The sequence below is a fragment of the Roseobacter sp. MH60115 genome, from assembly GCF_015644665.1.
Lineage (GTDB): Bacteria > Pseudomonadota > Alphaproteobacteria > Rhodobacterales > Rhodobacteraceae > Roseobacter.
On sequence record NZ_JADOBQ010000005.1, the window covers coordinates 115,481 to 130,095 of the forward strand.

At 62.2% G+C, this 14,615-nt stretch carries 14 protein-coding genes; 5 read left to right on the top strand and 9 right to left on the bottom strand.

The window, feature by feature from the left end; translation table 11 throughout:
• Nucleotides 1–43: 43 nt before the first annotated feature.
• The 4 genes from ISX84_RS16255 to ISX84_RS16270 all read left to right on the top strand — a co-directional run bounded on the left by ISX84_RS16255 (nt 44) and on the right by ISX84_RS16270 (nt 4,135).
• Nucleotides 44–850, top strand: coding sequence for a taurine ABC transporter ATP-binding protein (locus ISX84_RS16255; protein ID WP_195821452.1), 807 nt, complete (start codon nt 44–46; stop codon nt 848–850).
• Entirely contained in the window at nt 847–2,112 is a 1,266-nt protein-coding gene (locus ISX84_RS16260; RefSeq protein WP_195821453.1) for an ABC transporter permease, read from the top strand. Before ISX84_RS16255 ends, ISX84_RS16260 begins: the two co-directional genes overlap by 4 nt.
• 163 nt (nt 2,113–2,275) lie before the next feature.
• A complete protein-coding gene (locus ISX84_RS16265; RefSeq protein WP_195821454.1) occupies nt 2,276–3,328 on the top strand; it encodes a fatty acid desaturase in 1,053 nt (350 codons plus the stop codon).
• 171 nt (nt 3,329–3,499) lie between these two features.
• Nucleotides 3,500–4,135: a hypothetical protein gene (locus ISX84_RS16270; RefSeq protein ID WP_195821455.1), complete on the top strand. Its 636-nt coding sequence runs from the start codon at nt 3,500–3,502 to the stop codon at nt 4,133–4,135.
• On the opposite strand, the gene ISX84_RS16275 is transcribed toward ISX84_RS16270, so the two are convergent.
• Complete coding sequence (locus ISX84_RS16275) at nt 4,132–6,159, bottom strand: DEAD/DEAH box helicase (RefSeq protein WP_195821456.1); 2,028 nt, start codon at nt 6,157–6,159, stop codon at nt 4,132–4,134. The two genes, ISX84_RS16270 and ISX84_RS16275, sit on opposite strands and share 4 nt — an antisense overlap.
• 181 nt (nt 6,160–6,340) lie before the next feature.
• Here ISX84_RS16275 and ISX84_RS16280 point away from each other — a divergent pair, with 181 nt between their 5' ends.
• Complete coding sequence (locus ISX84_RS16280; RefSeq protein WP_195821457.1) at nt 6,341–6,970, top strand: LysE family translocator; 630 nt, start codon at nt 6,341–6,343, stop codon at nt 6,968–6,970.
• Here the strand turns inward: ISX84_RS16280 and urtE are convergent, their stop codons facing one another.
• The 8 genes from urtE to ISX84_RS16320 all read right to left on the bottom strand — a co-directional run bounded on the left by urtE (nt 6,971) and on the right by ISX84_RS16320 (nt 14,614).
• Complete coding sequence (gene urtE, locus ISX84_RS16285; protein ID WP_195821458.1) at nt 6,971–7,666, bottom strand: urea ABC transporter ATP-binding subunit UrtE; 696 nt, start codon at nt 7,664–7,666, stop codon at nt 6,971–6,973.
• Nucleotides 7,659–8,408 carry an urea ABC transporter ATP-binding protein UrtD gene (gene urtD, locus ISX84_RS16290; RefSeq protein WP_195821459.1) on the bottom strand — a complete coding sequence of 250 codons (750 nt, stop codon included), beginning with the start codon at nt 8,406–8,408 and terminating at the stop codon, nt 7,659–7,661. Before urtD ends, urtE begins: the two co-directional genes overlap by 8 nt.
• Nucleotides 8,405–9,571: an urea ABC transporter permease subunit UrtC gene (urtC, locus tag ISX84_RS16295; protein ID WP_195821460.1), complete on the bottom strand. Its 1,167-nt coding sequence runs from the start codon at nt 9,569–9,571 to the stop codon at nt 8,405–8,407. The genes urtD and urtC overlap by 4 nt, the downstream gene beginning before the upstream one ends.
• 4 nt (nt 9,572–9,575) lie before the next feature.
• The gene (gene urtB / locus ISX84_RS16300; RefSeq protein ID WP_195821461.1) at nt 9,576–11,501 is read right to left on the bottom strand and encodes an urea ABC transporter permease subunit UrtB; all 1,926 of its coding nucleotides are present in this window, start codon (nt 11,499–11,501) and stop codon (nt 9,576–9,578) included.
• 65 nt (nt 11,502–11,566) lie between these two features.
• Entirely contained in the window at nt 11,567–12,847 is a 1,281-nt protein-coding gene (gene urtA / locus ISX84_RS16305) for an urea ABC transporter substrate-binding protein (protein ID WP_195821462.1), read from the bottom strand.
• A gap of 352 nt (nt 12,848–13,199) precedes the next feature.
• The gene (locus ISX84_RS16310; protein ID WP_195821463.1) at nt 13,200–13,859 is read right to left on the bottom strand and encodes a DUF2461 domain-containing protein; all 660 of its coding nucleotides are present in this window, start codon (nt 13,857–13,859) and stop codon (nt 13,200–13,202) included.
• 12 nt (nt 13,860–13,871) lie between these two features.
• Nucleotides 13,872–14,216: a TfoX/Sxy family protein gene (locus ISX84_RS16315; RefSeq protein WP_195821464.1), complete on the bottom strand. Its 345-nt coding sequence runs from the start codon at nt 14,214–14,216 to the stop codon at nt 13,872–13,874.
• Nucleotides 14,216–14,614 (bottom strand): MAPEG family protein, encoded by a 399-nt coding sequence (locus ISX84_RS16320; protein WP_195821465.1) that lies wholly within the window; start codon nt 14,612–14,614, stop codon nt 14,216–14,218. Before ISX84_RS16320 ends, ISX84_RS16315 begins: the two co-directional genes overlap by 1 nt.
• Between the last annotated feature and the right edge of the window lies 1 nt (nt 14,615).

A 14,615-nucleotide genomic window follows, 5' to 3' on the forward strand; every position in this document is an offset into this window, starting at 1 on the left:
CCGCCCATCCACCCGCAGTGCGCGGACAACAGGTGGGGACCTTATGACGGGATTATCCATAAACAGTTTATCGATGCGCTTTGATCTGCCGAATGGCGATCATGTGCAGGCGCTGCAGGATGTGTCGCTCGACCTCAAGGCGGGCGAGCTGCTGAGTGTGCTGGGCCCGTCGGGCTGCGGCAAGACCACGCTGCTGAACATCGTGGCGGGGTTTCTCGCGCCCACCAGCGGGGAACTGATCCTGAACGGCCACAAGGTCACCGGGCCCGATGCCGAGCGTGGAATGGTGTTCCAGCAGGGCGCGCTCTTTGAGTGGATGTCGGTGCGTGAAAACGTAGGCTTTGGCCCCTCGATGAAGGGCACACCCAAGGCCGAGAAGGACGAGACGGTGAATCACCTGCTCGATGTGGTGGGCCTGCAGGACTTCAAGGAAAAGGCCGTCTATGAGCTCTCGGGCGGCATGCAGCAGCGGGTCGCTCTGGCGCGATGCCTGGCCAATGATCCTGACGTCATCCTGATGGATGAACCGCTGGGGGCGCTCGACGCGCTGACGCGGGAGAAGATGCAGAGCCTCGTGCTGAAGCTCTGGAAAGAGACCGGCAAGACGATCATCCTCATCACCCACTCGGTGGAAGAGGCGCTGCTCTTGGGCGAGCGGCTGATCGTGATGGCACCGCGCCCCGGACGCATCCACACCGAATACCGCCTGCCTTTTGCAGACCTCGGCGTCGATGCCGACCTGCGCGAGGTCAAGAAACACCCCGACTTCGGGCCCAAGCGCGAAGAGATCCTGAACATGATCTGGGATATGGAAGAAGAAATTATGGGCGGTAAGGAGGACGCGGCATGATCCCTCTGCTGATGTATGTGGCCATCTTCGTGGCGGCCTTCTTTATCGTCACCAAGGTGGTGCAGGGCGCGGGCCTCAAGGATTACACCTCGCTGAAAACCGTGACTTTTGGGGATGAAAGTGCCGTGCGACCGAACCGGGCGGCGGGCATCATCTCGATCCTGACGATCTTCCTGATGTGGGGCATCTTCACCGGCTCCAGCCTGTTACCGGGGTTCCTGCATGCGCCGGGCCCCTATGAGGGCACGACCACCTTCACCTATACCGCCGAGGCCGACGGCCAGACGGATGACGCGACGGTCACCGTGGTCGTGCATCCGCGCGAGCAGGCTACCGAGGCGCCCGAGGTCGATCCGGGGGACGGGTTTGCCAAGAACGATTCCGCCGCCATTGCGCAATGGCGGACGGGGCTGATCCGAGTGGACCGCAACGACGAATTGGGCCGCGATGCGGGCGCCACGGTCGTGGCGATCAACGGTGAGCCCATCGCGCCGGGCGAGACGGTGTCGGTAGACGGCGGATCGGTGACGCTGAGCGACCGCGGCACGCCCAACTTCGAGCCCACCAAGGGCTGGCAGATGGAGCCGCTCTACCTGCCGGCACCCGAAGCGGTCTGGACCCGGTCGCTGGAGATTGCCGGTGCAGGCTTCCGGAACTTTACGCTGATCGAGCATCTGGGCTATTCGCTGTTCCGCGTGGTCGTGGGCTTCCTCTTTGGCGCGCTGGTGGGCATTCCGCTGGGCTATGCCATGGGGCTTTCGGACTGGTTCCGCGGCTGGTTTGACCCGATCGTGGAGTTCATGCGTCCGGTGCCGCCGCTGGCGCTCATTCCGCTGGTGATCATCTGGGCGGGCATCGGCGAGGCGGGCAAGATCATCCTGCTGTTCCTGGCGGCCTTATGGATCATGGCGATTGCAGCGCGCTCCGGCGTGTCTGGCGTGAAGATCTCCAAGGTGCACGCGGCCTATAGCCTCGGGGCCAGCAAGTGGCAAATCATGCGCCATGTGATCATCCCCAACTCGCTGCCCGAGATCTTCACCGGTGCCCGGGTGGCGATGGGGGTCTGCTGGGGCACGGTGGTCGCGGCGGAACTGGTCGCGGCGGAGCAGGGGGCGGGCATGATGATCATGACCGCGTCGAAGTTCCAGAACACCGACATCGTGATCATGGGCATCATCCTGATCGGCGTCATTGGCTTTGGCATCGACATGCTCATGCGATGGGCCGAACGCCTCCTCGTCCCGTGGAAGGGCAAAGGGTGAGGCGCTTTGACAGCCTCAAGTCTCCAAACGGAGCCTCCGGGCTCCGTTTTTTATGGGCAAAAGGTCACAATGATCACAGCTTCGTTCAGGAAGGCTCAATTTTCTTGTGTAATGCTGCGCAATCTCTATGCCTGAGGAAACGCGCGTACGGAAGGCAGACCTCATGACATCCCAAACCCAAATGGAGGGTGCGATCCCGGTGGATCCCGCACCAAGGTCTGCTGCAAGCTGGGTTCGGGTGCTCGCCCGTTACCGGGAACCGAACACCGTGCGATCCTGGTTCGAGATCGGGGTGAGCCTGATCCCCTTCCTCGCGATCTGGGCCCTGGCGTGGTGGTTGTTGTCGGTGAGCTACTGGGCGGGTTTCGCGCTGGCCTGCTTCAACGGTCTGTTTCTGGTCCGCATCTTCTGCATCCAGCACGATTGCGGCCACGGCTCCTTTTTCAACAACCGCGTGCTCAGTGACTGGATTGGGCGGGCGCTTGGGGTGCTGACCCTGACGCCCTACGATGTTTGGCGGCGCAGCCACGCGCTGCATCACGCAGGCTCCGGCAATCTGCAGAAACGCGGCATGGGCGATGTCTACACCCTGACGGTGGAGGAATACCGCGCCCGGACCTGGTTTGGCAGGCTGCGGTATCGCGCCTATCGTCACCCATTGGTCCTCTTCGTGATCGGCCCGGCCTATCTTTTTTACCTCGAAAACCGCCTGCCGTTTGGCCTGATGGCGGATGGATGGCGCATTTGGGTCAGCTCCATCTGCACGAATATTGGCGTGGCCCTGTCCGTTGGTCTGATCCTCTACTTTGGCGGCTGGGGGCCTTTGCTGCTGGTCTTCGTCCCGACAACGCTGATTGCCGCAACCCTGGGGGTCTGGCTCTTTTACGTGCAGCACCAGTTTGAAGAGACACACTGGGATCAGGCAGAGGATTGGGCGCTGCACGATGCCGCGCTGCACGGCTCTTCGCACTACGTTATGCCCCGGGTGTTGCAGTGGTTCACCGCCAACATCGGTATCCATCACGTGCATCACCTCTACAGCCGCATCCCGTTTTACCGCCTCAGCGAAGTGTTGCGCGATCATGGCGAATTGGCTCAGGCCCAGCGGCTGAGCATCGCCGAGAGCATTGCCTGCGCGCGGCTGCATCTGTGGGATGAAAAGGAACGACGCCTCTTGTCTTTCCGGCAGATGCGCGCGGCTTACGGCATCGCCTGAACGCTCACGCAATGGTCAGGCCCTGTGCGCGAGGTGCGATAGCTTCCGGACAGTAAAAAGGCTAACCAAGCCTATTGCCGGGCGCATCGCCCTCTATCTTCAGGATATTCTGTTGAACTCATTTCAGATTGCCAAATTGCATTTTATGGTCCCAGCGTCGGGGGTCCGACCATGATCCGTCGCTGGCTGCCGCTGCTTTTGATCTACGCATTGCTGATCCTACTGGGACTGATGATCAGCGATCAGGTCTCCGAGGCCATTGCGCAAAAGGCGGGTTCTGACACAGGCGACATGATGTGGATGATCGCCTTGGTATGTCTCGTCTACATGCTCGCGTCCGCGATCCCTTTTGTCCCTGGGGCCGAAATCGGCTTGGGCCTGATCGCGGTCTTTGGCGCGCGCAGTGCCCTGCTGGTCTATGGCTGTATGATTGTGGCGCTGAGCCTGTCCTACCTGATCGGGAGGCTGGTGCCCGCGCGGTGGCTTGCTGCAACCTTTCGCATTCTTCGGCTGCACAAACCGGCTGCTCTTGTTCACGAACTGGCCGAGCTGCCCCCCGCCGCCTGCGAGGCCCGATTGCGCAACCACACCAGTAATCGCTTCCTGCGGGCCCTGCTCGGGTATCGCTACGTGGCGCTGGCGCTGGCCATCAATCTGCCCGGCAACACGGTGCTGGGCGGCGGTGGCGGGTTGGCGCTCTTTGCGGGCATGAGCAGGCTCTTCAGCCCCTTGGGCTTTCTGATCACATTGCTGATTGCCGTCGCGCCGATCCCGTTGACCGTTGTGATGATGGGTTACCAGCCCTAGGGTTTGCGCCGTGGCGTTGCGTTGGGCCCTTTGCCGCCGGGTTTGCCGCGCTTGTGCGGCGGTACAAACCGTTTCGAGGTATCGGCGGCGCGTTTCTTGGAAGCCCCGTCATCGCGTTTGCCCGCCGGTTTGCCTTTGGGCCTGTCCTCCCGCTTGTCGCGCTTTGGCCGTTCGGATTTTGCCGCATCGCGGTTTTCCTTGGTCCAGACCGGTTTGGCCCGCGGTGTGCGCGCGCCATCCGCTGCAGTATCCGATTTCGGTTTGGGCTTGGCGCCGGGCTTCATCGGCGAGCGGTCGGTCTTGTGCGACTTCGGTGGCTTCTTTCCCTTGGCGGCGGCGGCTGGTTTATGGGGTTTTTCCTCTCTGTGGGGCCTGCTCTCTGGTGCTCCTCCGTCGCGGGCCGGTTTCCGCCCGCCGGGTTTCGTCCCTCGGGACGGTGCGCTGCGCTCCAGCGTCGGAGGTGTATCAAGCCGGGTGAGGCGTGCGCCGTCTTCCAGGGTCATATCCGCGCCGACGGCGGCCACGAAAGCATCCGCGCGGCTGGCCAATACCTCGATATAGCTGTGATCCTGCTGGATGCGGATGGCGCCGATGTCATCCTTGGTCAGGTCACCCCGTTTGCACACCATCGGCAACAGCATGCGCGGCTCTGCACCATCGCGCCGCCCGAGCGAGACCGAGAACCACACCGACGGGCCAAATTCCTTGCGCGGACGGTCATCCTTTGCGGCAGGGTCCGACAGCTCCTCGGGCGCGGATTTGCGCGCACGGCTGAGATTGACAAAAGCAGCCGCCAATTGTTCGGCGGAGAATTCAGCGACCAGTTGGGAGACGATTTCCTGCGCATCATCGGGCACGGGGTCCGTCCAGGAGGGGTCCGACATCATCCGCGTCTGATCTGCGGCCAGCACATCGGCGGCGGAGGGCGGCACATCCCACTCCGCCGTCAGTTTAGCCCAGCCCAGCAGACGGTTGGCCTTGCCGCGCATCTTGGGCGGCACGATCAGCGCAGAGACGCCTTTGCGTCCCGCCCGCCCGGTGCGCCCGGAGCGGTGCAGCAATGTATCGGAATTCGACGGCAGATCGGCGTGGATCACCAGTTCGAGGTTGGGCAGATCGATGCCGCGCGCGGCGACATCGGTGGCAACACAGACCCGTGCACGCCCGTCGCGCAAGGATTGCAGCGCGTTGCTGCGTTCTGATTGGGTAAGTTCGCCTGAGAGGGCCACAACCGAAAAGTTGCGATTGGTCAGCCGCGAGGTCATACGCGCCACGGCTGCCCGCGTGTTGCAGAAGATGATCGCGTTTTTCGCTTCGTAAAACCGCAGCACGTTGATGATCGCATTGTCGATGTCGCGCGGATGCGTGTTGAGCGCGCGGTATTCGATATCGCTGTGCTGGCGGGCATCGCCTGCGGTGGAGATACGCTGCACATCGCGCTGATAGCTCTGCGCCAGCTTGGCGATGGCTGCCGGGACAGTGGCCGAAAAGAGCAGGGTGCGGCGATCTTCGGGCGTCTCAGACAGGATGAATTCCAGCTCTTCGCGGAACCCCAGATCCAGCATCTCATCCGCTTCATCCAGTACCACGGCACGGATAGCAGAGAGGTCGATATTGCCGCGTTTGATGTGATCGCAGAGCCGCCCCGGCGTGGCGACCACCACATGCGCGCCCCGTTCCAGCGCGCGGCGTTCGCTGCGGCTGTCCATGCCACCCACGCAGGAGGTCACGGCGGCACCGGCCAGCCCGTAGAGCCATGTCAGTTCACGGTTCACCTGCATGGCCAGCTCACGCGTGGGCGCAATCACTAGCGCCAGCGGTGCACCGGCGCGGTCAAAATGGGTGTCGTCTCCCAGCAGGGTCGGCGCGATGGCAAGGCCAAAGCCTACCGTCTTGCCGGAGCCGGTCTGGGCGGAAACCAGCAGATCAGCCTGCGCAAGGCTCGGATCGGTGACAGCCTCCTGCACGGGGGTCAGCGTCTCATAGCCCTGCTGTGCAAGGGCGTCGGAAAGGGTCTGGATCACGGAAAGGTCCTTCGTATGATGAGCGGCGGGGCCGCCTGCGCAGGGGCGCGGTTGCGGCGTCGTTATGCCTTTGGCCGCCAAGAGTCGATGGGCATTCCGAAATACAACAGGCCGGTGACGCATTGACGCTGCGGGGTTTGCGCGGCTAGCGTTCCGAGACACGAGGAAGGACGCGCCGCGCATGCCACTGGACACCTACCTGCTCTATCTGGCAGCTGTCGCCGTCTTTTTCGCCACGCCGCCGGACACCAGCCAGCTGTTGATCATCTCCAACAGCATCCGGCACGGGCTGCGCCGCAGCATTTTTACCATTGCCGGGGACCTCTCTGCCAATGCGGTGCAGATGACGGCGGCGGCCTTTGGTCTGGCGGCAATCATCGCCACCTCTGCGAGCGCGTTTCTCTGGATCAAGTGGCTGGGCGTGGCCTATCTGCTCTGGATCGGGGTGCAGCTGTTTCTGAGCAGGGACCAGACGCAAGAGGTGGGCGCGGGCACGGCGGGCGGCGCGCTGCGCCTGTTCCGGCAGGGGTTCGTGACCTCGATGGCCAACCCTTTTGCGGTGGTGTTCTTTGGTGCGCTTTTCCCGCAATTCATCAATCCCGCGCAGCCGGTGCTACCTCAGCTTTTGATCCTCGGGGTCACCTATATCGTGGTCGACGGGCTGATCCTGCTGCTCTGGGGGTGGTTCGGGGTGCGGGCCGCGCGTGCGTTGCAGCGATTTTCCTTTGCCTTGATCAATCGCGTCTGTGGCGCCTTGATGATTGCGGCGGCGGGTTTGCTGGCCAGCAAGGATTTCCAACCGCAGCGGTGATCAGAGGGCCAGGTCTTCCAACAGATCAGCCATGGCGTAATCCGCCTTGGCACGCGCCCGTTTGAGCCGTCCGCCTTCCATCAGTACGAAACTGTCGCCCAGCCGGTAGGCGAAATCCGCGTTCTGTTCGACCAGAACGATGGCCATCTCACCCTGCGCGCGCAGCATCTCCAGCGCACCACCGATCTGCTGGATGATGTTGGGCTGGATGCCTTCGGTGGGCTCGTCGAGCAAGAGCACCTTGGGCCGGGTGATCAGCGCGCGGGCGATCGCCAGCTGCTGCTGTTGCCCGCCGGACAGGTCGCCACCCCGCCGGGTGCGCATGTCGCCTAGCACGGGGAAGAGGTCAAAGATGTGGTCAGGCACGTGATGATCCGACTTGGGCAGGCAGGCAAACCCGGTTTCGAGGTTTTCCAGCACGGTCATCATCGGGAAAACCTCGCGGCCCTGCGGAACATAGGCGATGCCGGCACGGGCGGCCTGTGCGGCTGACCCTTGTGGCAAGGTTTGCCCGTTGAGCGTCACGCTGCCGCTGGAGGCCGGATAGCGGCCCGCGATGGCCTTGAGCAGGCTGGTCTTGCCGACCCCGTTGTTGCCCATGACGGCCGTGATTTGCCCCCGCAGGGCGGCAAAGGTGATGTCATAGAGAATACGGCTCTGGCCGTAGTGCAGGGAGAGATCGCCAACCTCAAGCATGGGACCGCCCCAGGTAGACGTCGATCACCTGCTGGTTCGAGGTGACGTGATCAAGGTTGCCTTCGGCCAGTACCGACCCCTCGTGCAGCACGGTAACCTTGCAGTTCAGACGGCGCACAAACTCCATATCATGTTCGACAACCACAACGGCCCGGGTTTCGGCGGCACGGCGCAGGATGTCGGTGGTCTTCTCGCGTTCCTCCACGGTCATGCCGGCGGCGGGTTCGTCGACCAGCAAGAGGCGCGGGTCCTGCGCCAGCAGCATGCCGATCTCCAGCCATTGTTTTTGCCCGTGGCTGAGCTCCCCCGCCGGGCGGGTAAGGCTGTCCAGCAGTCCGATTTCATCGGCAATCGCCTCGATCCGCGCGCCGTTTTTTGCCGTCTTCTTGTGGGTCAGCACCGCGAAGGGCCCGCGCGGGTTCTTGAGCGCCATGGCGAGGTTCTGCCGCACGGTCTGGTCCTCGAACACGGTGGGTTTCTGGAACTTGCGTCCGATGCCTTCGCGGGCGATCTGGCTTTCGGACATGCCCAGCAGCGAGATGTTTTTGTCGCCCCAGATCACATGGCCTTCATCCGGTTTCGTCTTGCCGGTCACGATATCCATGAAGGTGGTTTTGCCCGCACCATTGGGGCCGATGATTGCGCGCAGTTCCGCCGGGGCGAAGTTGATCGAGAGATTGTTGATGGCGCGGAACCCGTCGAAACTGACCGAAACGCCGGAGACCTCCAGCAGCATGCTCATGGCTGTTTCCTCACCAGATAGTCAAAGAGCCCGCCGATGCCTTTGGGAAAGAGCAAGGTCACGGCGACAAAGGATACGCCCAGCAGCACCAGCCACCAGTCGGTCCATTGGATGGTGTAAAAGCCGAGGTTGATGTCAGGTGCGCCGCCGCCCGTGAACCAGCTGGAGAGCAGCGAGACAAAGGCCGCGCCGATGACCGCGCCATAGAGCCTGCCGCGCCCGCCGATCGCGACCCAGACGGCGAGGTAGATCGAGGCGATGGGGGCGATTTCACCGGGGTTGATAATGCCCGCCTGCGGATAGTAAAGCGCGCCCGCGATGCCGGAGATGACAGCGGTGATGGTAAAGACGAAGAGCTTGTAGCTTTCCACGTGGTAGCCAAGAAAGCGCACGCGGGCCTCGTTGTCGCGGATGCCCTTGATCACGCTGCCCATCTTGCCCGAGACGATCCAGGCGAAAAACACATAGCCTGCGCCGAGGGCTGCGGCGGAAATGAGGAAGAAAACGATGGCTATGGTGGATTGTGGTGTGCCTTCGAACCCGGGAATGTTCTGCAGGCCAGAGAGGCCGTTGTTGCCGCGCAACCCGCTGTCGTTCTGGAAGAGGTAGAGCGACAGAGCCAGCGTCATCGCCTGTGTCAGGATCGACAGGTAGACGCCGGTGACGCGGCTGCGAAAGGCGAGCCAGCCAAAGACCAGCGCCAGTAGGCCAGGGACCAGCACCACCATCAGCAGCTGCAGAAATAGGCTGTCGGCAAAGGCCCAGATCATTGGGAATTCGGACGACCCCACGACGCCGAAGATCTGGTTGCCGATGGCGTCCGAGATTTCCTGTGGCGTGGGCGGGATGGTCTGGCCCGCGAGGCTCTCCAGTACGATGCCCTCGGTGCGCGCGTACATGAGCCACATGCCGATGGCGTAGCCGCCGATCCCGAAAAAGGCGAAGTGGCCCAGCGAGAGGATGCCGCAATAGCCCCAGACCACGTCCATGGCGATGGCGATGAGGCAGAGACAGAGGGTCTTGCCCAGCGTTTTCACAAAGGAGGTGGAAATCAGCCCGGCGCCCGTGGCCTCGGACAGCAGGGTGACCATGAGGGTGAAAAGACCCAGGGCGGCGATGAACCACAAGACGGACGGGTTTTCGGAGAGAAAGCTTTTGCGCATGGGGTCAGTCCGCCGCCGCCCGGCCTTTGAGGGCGACGATGCCCTTTGGTCGGAACTGGATGAAGAGGATGATGAAGAGGATCATGTAGGTCTGGGCCGCGAGCGTGTTCGAGGGGTTCAGCCATTCGATGCCCTTTTGCAGGAACCCGATCATCGAAGCACCTGCGAGCGTTCCCCAGACATTGCCGACACCGCCGACAACCACGGTCATGAAGCTTTGCACGATGTAGTCGGCCCCCATTTCCGAGGTCACCTTGGCGTAAAGGCCGATGGCTACACCGGCGATGCCCGCGATGCCGGAGCCTAGGCCAAAGGTCAGCATGTTGATCCGGTCGGGGTTGATGCCCATGCTGGCGGCCATGCCGGGGTTCTGCGTGACGGCGCGCACCTCCAGCCCCAGTCGGGTGCGTTTGAGCACAAAGAGAATGAGTGCCAGGAACAGCAGCGCCAGCACGAAAATCGCGATGCGGATATAGCTGATGGCGATCACGTCCGAGATCACCCAGGCCCCGTCCAGCCAGTCTGGCGAGGTCAGCGGGCGTGCCTGCGTGCCAAAGATGTTCTTGGCCAGCTGCTGCAGCGCGATGGAGATGCCGAAAGTGGCGAGCAGCGTCTCCAGCGGGCGGTGATAGAGGTGGCGGATCACCAGCCGTTCCATGGTGACCCCCGCGCCAAAGGTGATCGCAAAGGCCAGCGGCAGGGCAACGAGGATCGAAACCGTGTAATCTGGGATGAAGGTCTGGACGACGTAGCCCGTGTAGGCCCCCATCATGATGAATTCGCCATGGGCCATGTTGATCACGCCCATCACGCCGAAGGTAATGGCAAGGCCGATGGCGGCGAGAAAGTAGATCGAGGCGAGCGAAAGCCCGTCAAGCGCGAGATCCGCTGCCTGGGCAAAGGCCACCCGTTGTTCCACCGACGAGAGTGCTGCCTCTGCAGCGGCGGTAATCTCTGCGTTGGGCTCGTCGTAGAGATCGTAGAAGACGTATTCCCCCAGCGCATGGTCGCGCGTCTGCGTGGTGACGAGCGGCGGCGCCAACCCCTCTTTGGCGAGCGCCGCATAGGCCCGCTCGCGCGCGGCATCTGTGCCAAGCTGGGCCAGGGGGATATTGCCAACCCGCCCGTCGACAATGTTGGCCTCCAGGGCGGCGCGGATCACTGCCGGCCCGGTGCGCGCCGGTGCGAAGCCTGCTTCCACCAGTTCGGCATAATAGGCATCGGGCGCCTGCATCGGGTCGAGAATACGTGCGATGTTCCCTTCCGGCTCTGATGGGGCGACACCCGAACTGTTTTGCAGGATCTGATTGAGCACGCTGCGCGCCTCGACGCTGGTGTCCTTGGCCAGGCTGTTGATGGCGGTGATGCGGTCTTCCGGATTGTCGGCAAAGCGGGCAGAGAGGAAATTGGCCAACTGTATCTTGCGCGCCTTGAGAGCCGGATCGGGTTCGCCCTCGACCGACGCCAGCAGGGGGGCGAGCTGGTCTGCAGCCGGGCGGCGCGCGATGGAGGCAACGGCGGTCGTGCGGCGCGTCAGATTGTCATCGCTGAGCTGGAATTGTACGAGCGCGGTGCCAATCACCCGGCGCACGCCACCGTTTGGCTTGAGCTGCTTGAAATCTGACTTGTCTGCCGTGGACTCTGCGCCGCTATCCACGTCACGCAGATTGATCTGGTCGTCTTCTACTGCGCCGATGAAGAATTGCCCGTCACCCCGCTGCCACACCGACTTTTCAACCCAGGCCTCCAGAAAGCCCGGGACGGTCGGCAGCCCGGAGGCGACCAGGTCCTCCAGCGCAACGTTCACAGTCTTGCGTGAGGGTTTGGCGATTTCATCCGCATGGGTCTGCAGGATCGTCTGAAGCTCCTGCGCCTGCGCGGCCATAACGGTGCCAAAACAAAGTGCAATGGCGTAGAAAATGCGGCGCATGGGGGGAAGCCTTCGGTCTTGGACGTGGCGGGGCCGCAGGGAGGATGCGGCCCCGGTCTTGGCGATCAGTAGTTCGAGGTCAACTGAACGCAGGTCTCTGTCTCGGTGTTGAACATGCCGCAGCCGAGCTCTTTCCAGTCGGAGACAAGCTTGGCGCTGTCAGGCAGGAAATCGGTCCAGGCGTCGCCCGGAACTTCCTTGGTCTGCGAGATGATGTCGAACTGACCGTCTGCCGTGATCTCGCCGATCAGCACCGGTTTTGCCAGATGGTGGTTCGGCAGCATGACGGCGGTACCGCCGGTCAGGTTCGGGAATTCCTGCCCATACATGGCCGCGCGCACGGCATCGACATCGGTGGTACCTGCTTCGGTCGCCGCATTCACCCACATGTTGAAACCGATGTAATGTGCCTCCATCGGGTCGTTGGTCACGCGCTCTTCACCGGCAAACGCCTTCCAGGCGTCGATGAATTCTGTGTTGGCGGGCGTGTCCGCAGATTGGAAATAGTTCCATGCAGCGAGGTGCCCCACGAGGTTCGAGGTGTCCAGACCGGAGAGTTCTTCTTCACCCACCGAGAAGGCCACAACGGGGATGTCATCTGCGGAAATGTCAGCCGCGGCCAGTTCTTTGTAAAAACCGATGTTGGCGTCCCCGTTGATGGTGGAGATCACACCGACCTGTTTGCCGTCCTCGCCCAGGGCCACCACATCGCCCACGATGGTCGCCCAGTCAGAGTGGCCAAAGGGCGTGTAGTTCACAAAGATATCGTCTGCCGCAATGCCCTTGTCCTTCAGATATTGCTCAAGAATATTGTTGGTCGTGCGCGGATAGACATAGTCGGTGCCGAGCAGGGCGAATTTCTCCACCCCCAGTTCTTCGAGGAAGTAATCCACCGCCGGGATCGCCTGCTGGTTGGGCGCGGCGCCGGTGTAGAAGACGTTCTTGGAGCTTTCTTCGCCTTCATATTGCACGGGGTAGAACAGCAGCCCGTTCAACTCTTCGATGACCGGCAGCACGGATTTGCGCGACACGGAGGTCCAGTTGCCAAAGATCACGTCGACATCGTGCACGGTCAGCAGTTCGCGCGCTTTTTCGGCAAACAGCGGCCAGTCGGAGGCGGGGTCGACCACCACGGCCTCGATCTGGCAACCCAGCACGCCACCGGCGGCGTTCTGTTTTTCGATCAGCATCAGCATGGTGTCTTTGAGCGTTGTTTCGGAGATGGCCATGGTGCCGGAGAGCGAGTGCAAAACACCCACCTTCACCGGATCCGCACAGTCGGCGGCGGCCATGGCGGCGCTACCCAATATGGCAGCAGTCACATATGAGGAAAATTTCAGCGTCATAGGTCGTTCGTCCCTGTTGTCGCTGCGGGAGGCTCGGGCGGCGCATCGGGCGCTTTCCAAGGGTGGTCTGACCGGTGTAAGTCAGGTCCCGCAACAGTGATGTTGTAGTCGCGCGGGGGGAGCTATCTGCCAGGATGGCCCCCTGCGCGGCGTTGATGCCCATCTTGAGCGCACTCAATTGACCGCAAGCATGCGGAACGGGCCAGCGAATGGGGCGCATCGCGGGGTGGAATACAGGGCTCTGCTCAAATGGATGCCTAAAAACTAGCTGATTGCTTATTTTTTAGTCGCATAACGTCTGCAAAACTAAGCAGATTGGTGATTCTGGCGGGTTTACGCGGCGCGTGACGTCTCAGCTCAGATCGAGCAGAAGGTCGTAGATGGGGCGGAGCGATTGCATCTGCTGCACCGTTCTGGACGTGAGGTCAGGTATGGTGACAAAGCCAGGGTCCTCGATGTCTTTCCAGCCGGAAAACCCCTTGCGACGCAGGGCCTCGCCATGCGGGTGCGCACTGTCAAAGCCGGCGGGTACCCGTTTGAGGTCCGGCGTGCTGACCCGCAATCCCTGCGCTTCCATTTCTTCCGCAAGACGGATCAGCGCGGCCCCCTGCGGCCCGGCCATCGCAGCCCGGAACCGTGTCAGACCCTCCTTGTCGTATTGAAAGACGCCGCAGCCCAGCGACAGCTTTTCCGGTGAGAGGCCAAAAAACCACATCGGCGGGCTCACCTGATCCGACTGCGGCGCAAAGGAGATGCGGATATGCGCATTATAGGGCGTCTTGTCCTTGGAAAACCGGATGTCCCGGTTGATCCGGTAGATCTTGGCGTCATGCCTCCGCCCGGTGAACTGTCCCAGCGCGTCGCTCATGTGACGAGCAAACCCTTTGGTCGGTTCTCGGACCTCGACCTCATAGGTCTTCCGGTGCTGGTTGAACCAGTCGCGTGTGTTGTTGGATTTCAGATCGGTGAGAAATCCCAAAGCTTCTTTGGAAAAATGATCGAAACGGGGCATGCGAAGGTCCTTTCACGATTTGGGCGGCAGGGCGGCGGCATGTGCGAGGCAGAGGCTCAACCAATCGCGTAATTTGGCGTCGGGGCAGTCCTCATCAACCACAAGGATGAAACCACCCAGCTTGCGGGTGCCGTGAATGACCGGCCGCGCCTCGGGCCTGCTGAGGGCCGCGGCTTCACGGTCTTTGCCAACGCGGAACATGAAGCGGCGGACACCGTCCTTGTCGCGCCGCGCGCCGCTCAGCATGTTGCCGTTGAGGAAAAAGCAGGTGCCGCCCATCATGCGCTTTTCCGAAATACCCGCATGCGCCTCAAGGGCGAGGCGCATGCGGTGAGTGAGTTCGGCGTCCTGCGGCATCAGATGACCCCGGCGAGGGCGAGCAGGATAACGGCGCCCGAGACCAGCATCGTCAGGGATGTGAGCGCCGCGCCAATGAGCCGCCCCACGTTGTCTGGTGACGTGCGCAAACCGGCATAGTGGATCAGCCGCGCCGCCAGCAGCGTGCCGCCACAGCCAAACACCAGCCACAGGGGCGCGCCCACCAGTTCGACGCCTGCCAGCCCGAGCAGCGCCAAGGGCACGTATTCGGTAAAGTTGCCATGCGCGCGCATGCGTCTGAGCAGGTCCTCGTCATCGCCGTGCAGCAGCATGATCCCCGTTTCCACCCGCCTGAGGCCCACGGATATTGACATGGGAACGCTGATCAGCACGAAAAGCGCGGTGAAAAGCAGCGTGATTTGTGGTGCGTTGTCCATT